This window comes from Slackia piriformis YIT 12062, assembly GCF_000296445.1.
In the GTDB taxonomy this organism is placed as follows: Bacteria; Actinomycetota; Coriobacteriia; order Coriobacteriales; family Eggerthellaceae; genus Slackia; species Slackia piriformis.
Window position 1 is genome coordinate 938,837 of sequence record NZ_JH815198.1, and the last position, 14,501, is coordinate 953,337.

Annotated in this window: 12 protein-coding genes and 3 tRNA genes; 3 read left to right on the forward strand and 12 right to left on the reverse strand. The window is 58.4% G+C overall.

Going from position 1 to position 14,501, the window contains the following annotated elements; genetic code table 11:
* Nucleotides 1-52: 52 nt before the first annotated feature.
* From HMPREF9451_RS04155 to HMPREF9451_RS04165, 3 genes are all read right to left on the reverse strand, one after another.
* Nucleotides 53-127 (reverse strand) — tRNA-Asn (locus HMPREF9451_RS04155).
* 196 nt (nucleotides 128-323) lie between these two features.
* A tRNA-Asn gene (locus HMPREF9451_RS04160) sits at nucleotides 324-398 on the reverse strand.
* Between the two features lie 6 nt (nucleotides 399-404).
* A tRNA-Val gene (locus HMPREF9451_RS04165) sits at nucleotides 405-479 on the reverse strand.
* 236 nt (nucleotides 480-715) lie between these two features.
* Here HMPREF9451_RS04165 and HMPREF9451_RS09395 point away from each other — a divergent pair.
* The 3 genes from HMPREF9451_RS09395 to HMPREF9451_RS09400 are packed head-to-tail and all read left to right on the forward strand — an operon-like array spanning nucleotide 716 to nucleotide 4,089.
* Nucleotides 716-1,531 (forward strand): metallopeptidase domain-containing protein, encoded by an 816-nt coding sequence (locus HMPREF9451_RS09395; protein ID WP_009139054.1) that lies wholly within the window; start codon nucleotides 716-718, stop codon nucleotides 1,529-1,531.
* A gap of 33 nt (nucleotides 1,532-1,564) precedes the next feature.
* Nucleotides 1,565-3,697 (forward strand): metallopeptidase domain-containing protein, encoded by a 2,133-nt coding sequence (locus tag HMPREF9451_RS04170; RefSeq protein ID WP_009139055.1) that lies wholly within the window; start codon nucleotides 1,565-1,567, stop codon nucleotides 3,695-3,697.
* A 56-nt stretch (nucleotides 3,698-3,753) separates the two neighbouring features.
* Nucleotides 3,754-4,089 carry a hypothetical protein gene (locus HMPREF9451_RS09400; RefSeq protein WP_009139056.1) on the forward strand — a complete coding sequence of 112 codons (336 nt, stop codon included), beginning with the start codon at nucleotides 3,754-3,756 and terminating at the stop codon, nucleotides 4,087-4,089.
* Between the two features lie 100 nt (nucleotides 4,090-4,189).
* Here HMPREF9451_RS09400 and HMPREF9451_RS10220 read toward each other — a convergent pair whose 3' ends face one another.
* The 9 genes from HMPREF9451_RS10220 to HMPREF9451_RS04215 form a co-directional block, all read right to left on the reverse strand.
* Nucleotides 4,190-5,050: a MetQ/NlpA family ABC transporter substrate-binding protein gene (locus tag HMPREF9451_RS10220; protein ID WP_009139057.1), complete on the reverse strand. Its 861-nt coding sequence runs from the start codon at nucleotides 5,048-5,050 to the stop codon at nucleotides 4,190-4,192.
* Nucleotides 5,051-5,209: 159 nt separating this feature from the next.
* Complete coding sequence (locus tag HMPREF9451_RS04180; RefSeq protein WP_009139058.1) at nucleotides 5,210-5,887, reverse strand: methionine ABC transporter permease; 678 nt, start codon at nucleotides 5,885-5,887, stop codon at nucleotides 5,210-5,212.
* Between the two features lie 3 nt (nucleotides 5,888-5,890).
* Nucleotides 5,891-6,682 (reverse strand): methionine ABC transporter ATP-binding protein, encoded by a 792-nt coding sequence (locus tag HMPREF9451_RS04185; RefSeq protein WP_009139059.1) that lies wholly within the window; start codon nucleotides 6,680-6,682, stop codon nucleotides 5,891-5,893.
* 231 nt (nucleotides 6,683-6,913) lie between these two features.
* Nucleotides 6,914-7,837, reverse strand: a complete 924-nt coding sequence (locus HMPREF9451_RS04190) for a zinc ribbon domain-containing protein (protein WP_009139060.1) — start codon at nucleotides 7,835-7,837, stop codon at nucleotides 6,914-6,916.
* Nucleotides 7,838-7,839: 2 nt separating this feature from the next.
* Nucleotides 7,840-8,745, reverse strand: a complete 906-nt coding sequence (era, locus tag HMPREF9451_RS04195) for a GTPase Era (RefSeq protein ID WP_009139061.1) — start codon at nucleotides 8,743-8,745, stop codon at nucleotides 7,840-7,842.
* 93 nt (nucleotides 8,746-8,838) lie between these two features.
* On the reverse strand, nucleotides 8,839-9,849 hold the full coding sequence (locus HMPREF9451_RS04200; protein ID WP_009139062.1) for a PhoH family protein: 1,011 nt from the start codon (nucleotides 9,847-9,849) through the stop codon (nucleotides 8,839-8,841).
* Between the two features lie 84 nt (nucleotides 9,850-9,933).
* Nucleotides 9,934-11,403, reverse strand: coding sequence for a Na+/H+ antiporter NhaC family protein (locus HMPREF9451_RS04205; RefSeq protein WP_009139063.1), 1,470 nt, complete (start codon nucleotides 11,401-11,403; stop codon nucleotides 9,934-9,936).
* Between the two features lie 75 nt (nucleotides 11,404-11,478).
* Nucleotides 11,479-13,158, reverse strand: a complete 1,680-nt coding sequence (ettA, locus tag HMPREF9451_RS04210) for an energy-dependent translational throttle protein EttA (protein WP_009139064.1) — start codon at nucleotides 13,156-13,158, stop codon at nucleotides 11,479-11,481.
* A 167-nt stretch (nucleotides 13,159-13,325) separates the two neighbouring features.
* Nucleotides 13,326-14,441, reverse strand: coding sequence for a nucleoid-associated protein (locus HMPREF9451_RS04215; protein ID WP_009139065.1), 1,116 nt, complete (start codon nucleotides 14,439-14,441; stop codon nucleotides 13,326-13,328).
* Between the last annotated feature and the right edge of the window lie 60 nt (nucleotides 14,442-14,501).

Sequence of the window (14,501 nt, forward strand, 5' to 3'; positions counted from 1 at the left end):
TGAAAAAGAACAAACCCGCAAGGATTCCCCGCGGGTTCGTACAAAATCTGAATGGCTCCCCGGGTAGGATTCGAACCTACAACCTATCGGTTAACAGCCGAGTGCTCTGCCGTTGAGCTACCGAGGAATGTTCGCTTGCTTTCGCAACGCGCAGGAATGCATATTACCCGATGCGCTTTTGCATGGCAAGGGAAAATATCGACTATTTCTCGCGAAGCGAATGACCGCGCCAAATGCACGCTTCGTTTACGAGCGAACTGTTCGTGCCTGGGAAACAGAAGCATACGAAAAAGAGCCCGCAATGCGGGCCCTTTAGTATTCTATGGCTCCCCGGGTAGGATTCGAACCTACAACCTATCGGTTAACAGCCGAGTGCTCTGCCGTTGAGCTACCGAGGAATACAATGGTGGGCGTTACAAGATTTGAACTTGTGACCCCTTCCGTGTGAAGGAAGTGCTCTCCCCCTGAGCCAAACGCCCATTGTATTTCGCTTTCGTCTCCAAATACCGTCGACTCAAGCGCGAATCGATATATTACTCGCATCTCTTCTTGTTGGCAAGCATTATTTTTCAAATTCTTAAAGCACTTTTCGAGAGGAACCGTTTCTCGCAGATTCGTCCCGCATGCGATGAGGCAAAATCGCATTCCGAACGTCCCGAGCGCAACCGCTCATATAGTATGCCTCCTAGACCGCCATAAAGAGAAAGAGGACGCCATGACCACCGCGTCTGCACACCGATTCATCCGCCTCTGCGCCCTGCTCATCCTTATCTGCGCCGCCGCGCTTCTCCTTCCCTGGGGACGCCCTGCGCTAGGGGCCGAAACCAACGGATCTCCTTGCATGCTGACCGACGAACAGCGCGCCGCCTATGAAGCCGACGGAACGCTCGAGGCCCGCATTGCATATCAGGAAAGCCTTCGCAACGACCGGCCTTCCGAGGGACTCATCAGCCAGGCCGTGGAACGTGAGCGAGCCGCCCAAGGCATCGGCGCATACGCGGTTCCCTCAAACTGGTCAAGCGGCATGGCCTCCGTTGGCGCCGCACACGTGCTCGGGCTGAGGATAACGTTTCCCGACCACCAATTCGAAGAAAACGACACGCTTGACGCGCTCCAATCCATCATCGGACCTAAAACGCAAAACGGAGCCGCCCCCGCCGGAACCTCCCCTTTCCCCTATGAAAGCCTCAGCGCCTATTATTACCGGGCTTCATATGGAAAGCTTTCCCTTACGGGCGAGACGTTTGACTACGCCGCCAAATACGAACGTGATTACTACACGAACAACCCCGAGTCCTTCGTGGCCGAAGCGCTCGCAGCGCTTGACGAGAGCGAAGACCTATCCCGATTCGACGCCAACGAGGACGGCAAGCTCGATGCCGTCTACGTCCACTTCGCGGGCCCCGATACGGGATGGGGGTCTGTCTGGTGGAGCAACGAAAGCACAGCGAGCGACCCGACGCTTTACGAGGACGGCTCCGTCCGCCTTTGGAACATGGTCCTGCTGGCAGAAAACTCCAGCAACTCCTGAGCCGCCCGCACCATTATTCACGAAACAGGCCACGTGCTCGGACTGCCCGACTATTACAGCGCGCGAAGCCAGACGGGACAAGGTTCCGATCACTCCGGCATCCTGACCTTCGACATGATGATGCAGAACATGGGCGACCATAACGGATACTCGAAATGGCTCGTCGGATGGCTGCCCGAAGAAAAAATCACCCGCATCGTCGCGAACGAAGACGGCATATCCGTGACAAGAAACGGCGAAGTGTTAGAGCATCACGACGCCGTAGACGGTGACACCCCTTCAGTGGATGCGACCCTCGGGGCATACGCGGACGACGACGCGTCCGAAACGGAGGGCATCGTCGTGGTGTCCAATCAGGATACGGGCATGTTCTCCTCCCTCTACCTCGTCGAATACGACCGCTACGCCGGCAATCAAAGCGTTCGCTACCTTGATGCGGCCCTGGCAGAACACGAGCTTCCGTCGGGATTCCGCGTGTTTCGCGTCAGAGGAGAACTCACCGACGACGGATCGGATTATGCGAACAGCAACCTGTACGGAACAGTTCACAGCCAACTCATCGAGCTGGTTGACCCCGATATGGACAAAGCCCATACGACAGGCGGCATCGATTATGCGCCCAGCGCCGTCGGAGAGAATACATACGGATGCATGCTTTTCGAGGAATCGGCGATAACTCCTCAGGGATACCCTTCCACCAACTTCTTCGAAAACGCGAGTATCGGATTCACCGGCTTGACGATTGCCGCGAAAGACACAGGGGGAGAAACGGGAACGATAAGCGTGTCTTATTCCGACGATTCGAAACCCGAAATCTCTGGAGAACTCGCGCTCACGCCGACCTTCGAATCCTTCTCGAACGCCTCCGTGCTTACGTTGCGCGCCTCTACGCCCATTCTCAAAGCAACGGAAGAGATGCAGCAAGCGCAGCTCGTCATAGACGGCTCCACCTACATGCTTCCCTTCACCACGGTGAAGGGCGACACCGTATCCACCGAATGCCTTCTCGATCCCGAGGCGCTGTCGCCTTCCTCGCGTTGCGAACTGGTCTATCCCGCGGGAATGTTCGTCCTGGGAAAGACGGGAGGCGAAACGCTGCTATCGCCTGAGGTACGTATCCCGCTTCAGGCCGATTCGTCCATGGCAAAAATCGCCTCCGCCGACCTGTATGCTAATACCGCCTACGAAAGCACGACCCCTTCCGTAAGCGGCGTTCTGTCCTGCCCCGATGGAAACCTGCGCTTCGTGCAAGCCGGCGGCGACAAGCTGACCGTCCATACCATCGACCAGAACAACCCAGGCCACCTCTCGTCGAGCACGAGCATCCCGGTATCCGAAGGAGGCATGGATGAGGTGGTGAAAGCGCTCCCCCTCGAAAACAACCACATGTTCGTCGTCGCGAGGTCGGCAGGCTACCCAAGCACGACCGGGCTATGGATCGACCTCGAAGCGAAAGCCGTCACGTCGAAAATCAACCTGTCAGGCATGGACTTCTGGGCCTTCGGCGCACGCGGCTCCGAAATCGTAGTTGCCTCAAGGCATTACGGAGACAATCCCGTCGGCGGAACAACCCTATCTCTGCTGAGCCAAAACGAAGACGGGTCGGTCTCGGCAAAGCATGCCTGGACGTCGTCCGCCGAATTTATCGCAACCCAGAACCACCTGCTCTTCTCCCAGATCTCTCGCGAAGGATACGCGGTCGAAACAGAAAGCATCGCGGCTTTTTCCTTCGACGATCTCGCCCGACATATCGCCTCGGTAGGAACCGAAGATTTCGAAAATCCCTTCCCCGAGGATATGCGCCCCGAAGAATACGCGGACACGGTGTTTTACATCAACATGCAACGCGTGCTGCTGTCGGCCGCCGAATCATCGGATGGCTATGCGATGGTGTTTTCGGACATACTTCAAGATGAGGAGTCGTCCTCAGGCTCGGAGCTGCTCATCTCCTTCGGCAACGATGCGACGAAACGCGCCGAAGTGCAGCTGCCCTTGGACAACTCGTCGAACAGCGGCGTCTCGATCGGGCGCAATGGATGCGTCGCCGTCCGCTCGTCCATATCCATAGGAACGGCGCAGGGCACCCAAGGACTCGCCAAGACCGTCTTCTACGATTCCGAAACGCTCGAAGCAAAGAGTCGCTTATCGCGGCAACGACCGCAATAGGATCGTGGACCTCGGACGGAAGTTGGATCGACATCGGAAGAAGCATCACGAACACCATGAACGGCGCCGGTTCGCCCCTTGGAGACGAGAGCAACCCCATCGAGGGCCCCTTGATTCATTACGTACTCACCGAACCGATCGATACACCGAAAACCGATTCCGAAATCCCCCAAGACCCCTCGACACCTCCAAGCGTCGATGAAGGCCAAAGTCAAGGCACAGACCCCGATACGAGCGATGCAAAATCCGACGAAGCGGCAAAGCACGGATCCTTGGAAAAGCAGTTCGCGCAAACGGGCGATATCGGAACCTCGTTGGCGATATTAGCCGTAATCGCAGGAGTCCTGGCATTGCATGCGGTGCGAACCGCGCTGAGAACCGTGCGCAAATGATTCGAAAATCAATGCTGAAACAAAAGAACGGTCCCGAAGCTTCGGGACCGTTCTTTTGAGCATCTAGTGAGGCAAACCACGAATTGGCTTGCAGTATTCGCTACGCCTTCAAATCGTCAACACTGGCGGTTTTGCCGGGATAGAGGCACAGAGGCTCAAAATGAATCTTCGCTACGCCGACAAGGTCGGTACCGTTCTGGGCGTTGTAATCGTCGAGATACGGCTGGTGCTGGAAGTAGTTGGCATCAAGATCGCCCTCGGACAAGGCAACATTAGGCTGCACATAGTCGGTGAACTCGGTGATTTCGAGCGTCCAACCCTTCTCGGCCAAAAGATCTTTAACCTGGTTGAGGATCTCTGCATGAGGAGCAGGAGAAGCACCCACCGTGATGGTGGTGTCGTCGCCTTCTGCCTGAGGAATCTCGCCAGCTTCACCGGATTCGAACGTAGCGACAACTGCGCCATTGTAAGTAGCGTCGATGAAGTCTTTCACCGTGTCGCTCTCAAGAGCCGCCAGGAGAGCTTCGGTCTTCGGGGACTCCTCTTCGCCGGAGCGCACGGCGACGACGTTGCCGTATTCGACCGCAGCTTCAGAAGCGGAGTCCTCGGAAGCAAGCGCAGTGGCAGGATCGATGTCGGCGCTGATAGCGTAATTGCCGTTGATAACGGCCATGTCGACGTCGGCCAGCATGCGCGGAAGGCTTGCCGCCTCGGCCTCGACGATTTCGATGTTGTACGGGTTCTCCGTGATATCGTTTTTGGTGGCGTTCAGGCCGACGCCGTCGGCAAGCTTGATGATGCCCTGGTCCTGCAGCAAAAGCAGAGCGCGAGCCTCGTTGGTGGCGTCGGAGGGAACGGCGACCTGCTTCGCGGCGCCGCCGCCGCAGCCCACCAAGGCAACGGCAAGACCGCAGGCCGCAACGGCGCTAGCGCATACGGCCGCAACTTTTTTGAATTTCATAGCTAAACCTTCCTGTGAAGCGCGACGTCGAATCCTTCGGATGCGGACGTCTGGTTCTGTATCGGTACAACCGAATCTGCCGAGTTTCGATTCGTATCACGGCCATGCTAACTGGCTTGCGCCCCTTGCCGCATCAGAAATGCTACAAGAAGCGAATCATTAACGCGAACGGTGGTCGATTTTGCGAGCGATCACATTCGCCAGGCTCTGAGCGAGCTGGACGACCACGATGCAGAGCACGATCGCAACCACCATGACGTCGTCTTGATAGCGCTGGTAGCCGTAGCGAATGGCGATGTCGCCGATGCCGCCCGCGCCGACGGTGCCCGCCATGGCAACGAAGCCGAACAAGGTGATGAAGGTAATAGAGAGGCCGCGAATCAAAGACGGCAGGCTCTCGACCAAAAAGACCTTGCGGATGATCTGCCATGTAGACGCCCCGAAGCTCTGAGCGGCCTCCACCAGACCTCCGTCGATTTCGGCAAGGCTCTGCTCGACCATGCGAGCGACGAACGGAGCGGCCGCGACCGTCAGAGGAACGATAGCAGCAGCAACGCCGAGAGAAGTACCGACGATAGCGCGCGTCATGGGAATCATGAAGACGATCAGGATGATGAACGGGATGGAGCGGCCGATATTGACCAGCCAGCCCAGAACGCTGTTGAAGACGCGGTGGGGATGAAGACCGCCAGGAGCGGTAAGAATCAGCAAAACGCCCAGGGGAATGCCTATAACGTAGGCGAACGCCGTAGAAAGAACGGTCATGACAACGGTGTCCCACGTGCCTTGCGCCATAAGAGCGCCGTACTGGTCGACGAAAGACGTGATGGCCTCCATGGCTTACGCCTCCTTAGAAGTTGCAGCGCGCGCTGCCTCGAATTCCTCGACGGACAGGCCGGAGTCGGCCGCGATAAGACGACGCGTGGCGTCGCTTTGGGGATTGCCGAACACCTCATCGGTCGCTCCCACCTCGGCAATGGCGCCCCCCTCGATAACGGCGACCTTGTTGCAGATCTGCTTGGCAACGGAAAGGGAGTGCGTGATCACGACCATCGTGACTCCGAGCTCCTTGTTGATATCGCGAAGCAGGTCGAGAATCGCATGCGTTGTCATGGTGTCGAGCGCGCTCGTTGCTTCGTCGCAGAGCATGATTTCGGGATTGTTGGCCAAGGCGCGCGCGATGGCCACGCGCTGCTGCTGCCCTCCCGAGAGCTGGCTCGGGTAGCTGGCAGCCTTGTCGGCAAGGCCAACAAGCTCGAGCAGCTCGAGCGCGCGTTTTTCAGCGGCTGTCTTATCCTCCCGACGCAGCTCGAGCGGAAATGTCACATTGCGCAACACCGTTCGCTGCTGGAACAGACTGAAGTTCTGGAAGATCATGCCGATCGACTCGCGAAGTTGGGAAAGCTCTTTCCCTCGATAGGCCGTGACGTCCTTGCCGTCTATAATCACGGAGCCTTCGGTCGGACGCTCGAGCAGGTTGATGCAACGCACCAGCGTCGATTTGCCGGCGCCAGACTGCCCGATGATACCGAATACATCGCCGCGCTCGACATGGAGATTCACATCGCGCAACGCCTCGTGCGAACCGAAGCGCCCGAAGTACGTCTTGGACAAATTGGTAAGATTAATCATGATTCCTCGTACATATATACGTTTCGTGACAGATGAATGCGGCTAGGCCGCCCGGAAGCTCAAGCCTGAGCGTCGGCGCACACGCCAACAAGCCCAGGCTTGAGCATGTGCATCATCATGTTGGTCATGGTATGTACGAATTCGAAACTCATAGCGCTTTATCATAGTGGATTGCTTCGAGCTGTCAAGCGAAAAGGCACAACCACGCCAAAGCACACGAAAGCGCGCCGCCTAGGAAGCCTGCGTAGGCTCAGCCTGGGAGTAGAGCTCGTCGTAGCGGGACAGATACGTCTTCGCATCGCCTTCGGTGTATTTGGCCAGAATCTCGGCCTTGTGCTCAGAGGGTGTCTCGAAGGTCACATCGAGCGCCCAGGCGTTGGTAAGCGCCGATACACGGCCGATCTGACACTCGTAAAGCTCCATCACCTTCTCCGCCTGTTCGACATACGACGATCCCGATGGTATCTTCGCCGACTCCAGGCTTGCAAGGTCGCTCGTAAGATCGCTCAGAACCTTGTCGGCGAACTCCTTCGAGGCATTGCGCGTGTCCATAGAGCTCACCAGGAAGTCGGCGTTGAAGTCCTCGACGCATGTACCTATGCGCTCGTCGTAGGTATCGAGCTTCTCGTATGCCTCGGAAAGAAAGTCATACGCCTGCTCTTCGGTCAGCTCGCTCGAAACTTTATCGTCGATCGTCGCCTGCTCCGATTCCGAAGTAGAAGACGGCTGAGGAGCCTGCTCGGTATTCTCGCCCGAGGATTGGTCCGTGCTGGCAACCTGCAAAGGCTCGCTCGATCCCGACTGCTTGCCGTTCAGATACATCGTGCCCAAGACTACAACCACGACCAGAAGGACCGCGATGATGATTCCGATGACGATGAATGCAACATTGCGTCTCTTCTTCGCGCTGTCGAGGGAAAAGCGTTTCTGCTCGTTATCCGTGGGAACGACCACCGAATCCCGGTCGAGACGAAGAGTGGCATCCGCAGGCAGCTCTTTGCCGTCCACGATGCCGAAACCGCGCAGGGCGTCCGATGCTTCCACCGCCTTCGAGCCGTCGACGGTGACGGTCTCGAGAATCCGCCCGCCGCATTCGCCGCAAAAGCGCGCGCCGGGCTCCAAGGGAGCGCCGCACCACGTGCAGAACTTGGCCATGGCTAGATGCCCTCCCCGTATCCGAAGCGGCGAATCTGGTTCAGGTCGCGACGCCAGTTCTTCTTGACCTTGACCTGCAGGTCGAGAAACACCTTGCACCCCAGCAACTGTTCGAGGTCCTGGCGGGCCTCTATGCCGATCTGTTTGATAGCGCTTCCGCCCTTGCCGATGATGATGCCTTTCTGGGAATCGCGCTCGACGTAGACCACCGCGTAGATTTTATACATGTCCTTGCGACGTTCGTACTCGATCTGATCGGCGATAACGCCGATGGAATGCGGCACTTCGTCGCGGAAGCTGCGAAGGATCTTCTCGCGAATGAACTCGGCAACAAGGACTTCGAAAGGCTGGTCGGTGTCCATGTCGTCGGGGAACCATTTCGGACCCTCGGGAAGCCAGCGGGAAACGGCATGCTCGAAGCCGTCGACGTTGAAGCCCGACTTCGAGGAGAGCACGACCTCATCGTCCCAACGCCCCAGCGCGCGCGCAGCCTCGAGCTGGGAGATGATGACGTCTTTATCAACCAGGTCCGCCTTGGTTATGACGAGAATCTTGCGCGCATGACGCACGGCGCGCACCTGAGCCGCGACCCATTCGTCGCCGCGGCCGATCGGCTTGCTCGCATCGACCAAAAACGCGATGACGTCGACGTCTTCCATGGCCATGATGGCGCTGGTGTTGAGTTCTTCGCCCAACGCGTCGTGGGGCTTGTGCAGGCCTGGGGTGTCGACCATGGTCATCTGCATGTCTTCGCGCGTGACAATGGCGCGGAAGCGATGGCGGGTCGTCTGCGCCGTGTTGGAGGTGATGGCCACCTTGTGGCCAACAACCGCGTTAATCAGCGTGGATTTGCCGGCATTCGGTCGACCGACAAGCGTCACGAAACCGCTTTTGAAAGAATTAGCCATGAAATGAATCTCCGTTTCTATGATCAGCGGCACGAAGCCGAGTCTTACATCAGAGGCGCTCGCCCGATGCTGCATCGGGCGAAAGACGCGGCGCTATCCCTCGCCCTCCCCGTCTTCATCGGAGCAGTCCGCGCGCTTTTCCCGACTGCGGTCATGCGCGGCGGCGCGCTCGTAGGCTTCCACGATTCGGGCGACAAGAGAATGCCTGACGACATCGCGGCCGGTAAGGGTGCAAAACGCGATGTCCTCAACGTCGTCGAGAACGCGCTGGACGCTTTTCAGACCCGAAAGCCCGCGCGGCAGGTCGAGCTGGGTGATGTCCCCCGTGATTACCATCTTGGAATTGAAGCCGAGACGGGTGAGGAACATCTTCATCTGCTCGGGGGTCGTGTTCTGAGCTTCGTCCAAGATAATGAAGCTGTCGTTGAAGGTGCGGCCGCGCATGAACGCCAACGGCGCGATCTCTATCACGCCGCCTTCGATGAGCTCGCGCGCCCGCTCCATGTCGGTCATGTCGAAAAGGGCGTCGTAGAGCGGCCTGATGTAGGGATCGACCTTCTCGGTGAGCGTGCCAGGCAAAAAGCCAAGGTTCTCCCCCGCTTCCACCACGGGGCGCGTGAGGATGATGCGGTTGACGTCTTTGCGCTTGAGCGCCGCCACGGCCATCGCCATGGCCAGATAGGTTTTCCCCGTGCCCGCGGGACCGATGCCAAACGTCACCGTATGGGAACGAATGGCGTCGACGTAGTGCTTCTGCCCCGCCGTTTTCGGACGTATGGCGCGCCCTCGATACGTAAGCAGAATATCCTCGCGCAGAAGAGAAGGAGCGAACTCCCCCTGCCGAAGAAGCTCGACCGCGCGTTCAGCGTCTTCCACCGTAGGAGCAGCGCCCGAAGCGGCCATCTTTATGAGGTCTCCGAAAAGGGCGGTCAGGCTTTGGACCTCGAGCGAGTCGCCCGAGAGCATGACGAGATTGCCGCGCACGGTGATCCGCGCGGCAAACGCCTTCTGTATCGTATGCAGCACGCAGTCTTGAGGACCGACGATCATCGCCGCATCGATATGGTCGGGAATGGTGAGTGTTATGCGAGTGTCGTCATGCATGGGCGTCATTCTAGCAAAGACGCAGGCCCCTTTGGTAGAAGCCTGCGTCCATTTGACACTTTTGCGTCCATTTGACACGTTTCATCATTCGCGTTCGCCGTCGGCGTCAAACCCTCTCGTGTCGGGAACGAGGAAGATGAACACCAGCGAGCTGGCAAGAAGAAGGAACGGATAGAACAGAAGCGGCATGATTTGAAACGCCGAGACGGAAAATCCAAGCTCCGCTGCGGCGGAAATGGCTACCAGCATCTGAGCTCCGTAGGGAATCACTCCCTGAAACACGCACGAGAAGGTATCGAGCAGCGAAGCCGTCTTGCGCCTAGAAATATCGTAGGTTCGGGCCATCTGCGAAGCGATAGGATTGGCCATGACGATGGCAACGGTGTTGTTCGCTGTGGCGATATCCATGGCTCCAACAAGCAGGCCCATGCCGAGCATGCCCCCTTTGCGGGATTTAAACAAACTCTTGATGCCGTTGAGCAGGGCGACGAAGCCGCCATGCTCTCGGATGAGAGCGCAGATGGCGCTCACCAACACGGCGACCATAGTGGTTTCGAACATCCCGGCCGCGCCCGATCCCATATTGGCCAGAAGGTCGGTTGCGGGCGTCGCCCCCGTGGCGATCATGATGATCGAACCCGAGACGATGCCGAGAAGCAAAACGACGAACACGTTGATGCCCACGATTCCCCCGACAAGCACGATAACGTAGGGAATGAGCTGAATAAGGTCGTAATCGTGGGATATGCTCCCGTTAAGGTCCGCCCCCATGGAAAGCACCAAAATCAAGATCAGCGTGACGAGCGCGGCAGGAAGGGCAATCTTGAAGTTCTCGCGGAACTTGTCCTGCATCTTGCAGCCCTGCCCCTGGCACGCCGCAATGGTAGTGTCGGATATGAACGAAAGGTTGTCGCCGAACATCGCGCCGCCCATGACGCTCGCGATGCATAGGGGCATGTCGAAGCCCGACGCCGACGAGACGGCGACGGCGATAGGCGTGATGAGCGTGATGGTTCCGACCGATGTTCCCATGGCGACCGACACGAAGCAGCTCACGACGAACAGCACGGCGACGGCGTATTCGGCGGGAATCACCGACAGCAGAAGATATGCCACGCTCTCCGCGCTGTCGCGCCCCACGACGCCGACGAAAATACCCGCCGCCATGAAGATGAGGACCATGGTGACGATGGTCTTATCCCCGATTCCCCTCCCCATGACCGCAAGCTTGTCATCGAACGACAGCGCGCGATTCTGCAGGCACGCGACAAGCAGTGCGATCAGGAATACGACGACGATGGGAATGTTGTAAAACCCCATGGAGATGCCCATAACGTATTCGAAAACGATTCCCAACCCGAGGTACAGCAGCAAAAAGACCCCAATAGGCAGCAATGCCGCGACATTGCCCTTTTTCTCTTGTTCCACGAAAAGCCTTTCCCACAGCAAAGCGACGGACCGCGCCGCCGCTTTGAAAACAGAAGGAAGCCCTGCCTCCTTTTCGATATAGGTCGCGCAGACGATGCGCGTATCGCGCCGCGAGCCGGGCCGCATGACCCGAAGCGCCGCAGAGCGGGCGGAAAACGATGCGAATGCCGCGTCATCCGCCTCAGATCGCCTTGACGGCCCCTAGTCGCGCGTCAACTTGCGATGGATGCGATGGGGCTTCGCCGCCTCTTCGCCCAATCGCTCGACGCGGTTCTTCTGGTAGCTGTCGAAGTTTCCTTCGAACCAGAACCAGGCGCCCGGGTTTTCGTCGGTGCCCTCCCATGCGAGGATATGGGTGGCGATGCGGTCGAGGAACATGCGGTCGTGACTCGTGACCACGGCGCAGCCCGGGAATTCCATGAGGGCCTCTTCGAGGCTTTCGAGCGTTTCGACGTCGAGGTCGTTAGTGGGCTCGTCGAGCAGCAGCAGGTTGCCGCCCTGCTTCAGCGTAAGCGCGAGGTTGAGCCTGTTGCGCTCGCCGCCGGAAAGCACGCCCGCGGGCTTCTGCTGGTCGGAGCCTTTGAAACCGAACGCAGAAACGTACGCACGGCTCGGAACCTCGGTTTCGCCCACCTGCATGTAATCGAGCCCGTCGGAAACGACCTCCCAGAGCTTTTTATCCGGGTCGATGCCCTCTCGGTTCTGGTCGACATAGGAGACCTTCACGGTTTCGCCCAGCCTAAGTTCGCCCGAGCTCGGCTGCTCCTTGCCGACGATCATCTTGAACAGGGTTGACTTTCCCACGCCGTTGGGGCCGATCACGCCCACGATGCCGTTACGGGGCAGGCTGAAGGAAAGGTCGTCGATCAAGACGCGACCGTCGAATTCCTTGTGCAGATGCTCGACGTTGAGCACCTCTGCTCCCAGACGAGGGCCGACCGGGATATGGATCTCGGTGAAATCGACGTTTTTGGACTGGGCAGCCTCGGCCGCCATGCGGTCGTAGTTTTCCAGACGAGCCTTGTTCTTCGCCTGACGGGCCTTCGGGGAACTGCGCACCCATTCGAGCTCCGCCTGCATGCGCTTCGCGAGCTTGGCGTCGCGCTGGCCCTGGGCGGCCATACGGGCCGCTTTCGTCTCGAGGTACGTCGAGTAGTTGCCCTTGTAGGGATACAGATGACCGCGGTCGACCTCGCAGATCCATTCTGCCACGTTATCAAGGAAATAACGATCGTGCGTGACGGCAAGGACCGCGCCTTGGTAGCGCTTGAGGAACTGCTCGAGCCACAAGACGGATTCGGCATCCAGGTGGTTAGTGGGCTCGTCGAGCAGCAGCAGGTCGGGCGCCTCGAGGAGCAGGCGGCACAGCGCCACACGGCGACGCTCGCCGCCGGAGAGCACCTTCACGGGCATGTCGGAATCGGGGCATTGCAATGCATCCATGGCCTGGGAAAGCTGGCTGTCAAGATCCCAGCCGTTCGCCGCATCGATTTCGTCTTGCAGCTTGCCCATCTCGTCCATGAGCGCGTCGAAATCGGCATCGGGGTCGGCCATCTCGGCGCTGACCTGGTTGAAGCGCTCGATCTTCGCAAGAACGTCCCCGAAAGCCATCTGGACATTTTCCAGAACGGTCTTCTCCTCGTCGAGAGGAGGCTCCTGCTGCAGGATGCCGACCGTGTATCCCGGGGTAAGACGGGCCTCGCCGTTCGAGACCTCCTCGAGACCGGCCATGATTTTAAGCAGCGTTGACTTGCCCATGCCGTTGGGACCTACGACGCCGATCTTGGCACCGGGATAAAACGACAGGGACACGTCGTCCAAGATGACCTTATCGCCATGAGCTTTGCGAGCTTGATACATGGTGTAGATGAATTCGGCCAATGTTTACTTCCCCTTTCGATAAAGCAGCGCAGCGTGCAAAGGCGGCGCTGCGTTCGGTAAGGATATTTCAGACAAAAAGAAGGCGCAGTGCATTCGAAACCATGATAGCAGCTAACGCAAGCGCGGCCTTGTAAAACAAACGCGCCGCCGCCCTCTTCTTTGCCCCACTACCTGTTCTCTATGCTGCCGATATTCTTCAGCTCGATTCGGATCAGGCCATTCGGGGTGCTGACGAATTCTATGAAATCGGAGTTGTGGGCGAACTCGGAGGGAAACGTGATTTCAATGCCCGTATCGGTACGGATCTTGTGATTCTTCGCCACGCGCTGAGCCACCTTCTTCTCCACGGGCACGCGATCGGGAAGGTTCTCCTCGGCCACGGCTTCTTCGAAACGACGCTGCAATGGCTCGTCCTCGAACACCTCGGCGCCCACCTCCCACGGCGCCAGAAATTCCTCTTCGTCCGCCTTCTCGCTCACGTAGGCCTTCGCCTTCGAAAGCGCCACAGCAGCGTTCGCCCCGAATTCATCGGCCACTTCCTCCACGATGCGCGCCACGGTCTCAATGACCTCTTTGCTCGAAGCTTCCACGGAACACTGAAGAAGACCCTCGGGTATGAGCATGCGCTCCTCGCCCGCGATAGAGCGGGGCTTGTCACAGAAGAGAACGGACAGCGTCTCCATGTCGATGACCGCATACGATGCCACTTTCTGAGACGGGTTCGGCAGGATGGCGTAATGGCGCGCGATCTCGCCGCGCGGCGCTCCCCCGTCGCCGTGACCCACCTCGTGCATATAGGCCTGCTTGCTCTCGAGCAGCAGTAGCGCGAAATAGCGCTTGGCAGCGGCGGAAAACGCCTCGTCGATGGCATCTTTTTCCACATCGTCGGCATCGGCGTCGCTCTCCCGCGCGACTTCGGCGGCAACGGCGGCCTGCACGCTTGCCACGTCAGCGTCTTCCTCGAAATCCACCACCAGCAAATCGGTGGAGACGGGCTTGTCCTGATGCGATAGTTCCTCGGCCATGAACTCGGCAATTTGGATTGAAAGCTCCGTGAAGCTTTTCAGGCCGCGCTTGTAGGCGCGCATCTCTTCAGCAAACAGACTCGTGGACGCGAACTCCCCATGCTTGTTGTCGATGTTGCCCAGCGCGCGGCGCGCATGCGTCGCCACGTAGGTCTTCGTCTGCCGCCGGGATAAGTCGAGCTCTTCTTCGGAAAACACGTTCACGCAGGAATTGAAGTCGAAAACGTGCAGAATGGCATGGTTGACTCGAGTGCTCATAAGAAATGCTCCGATGACGTATCTGATTTGAACGGAATCGTAGCGTATCAAAACTTCGCT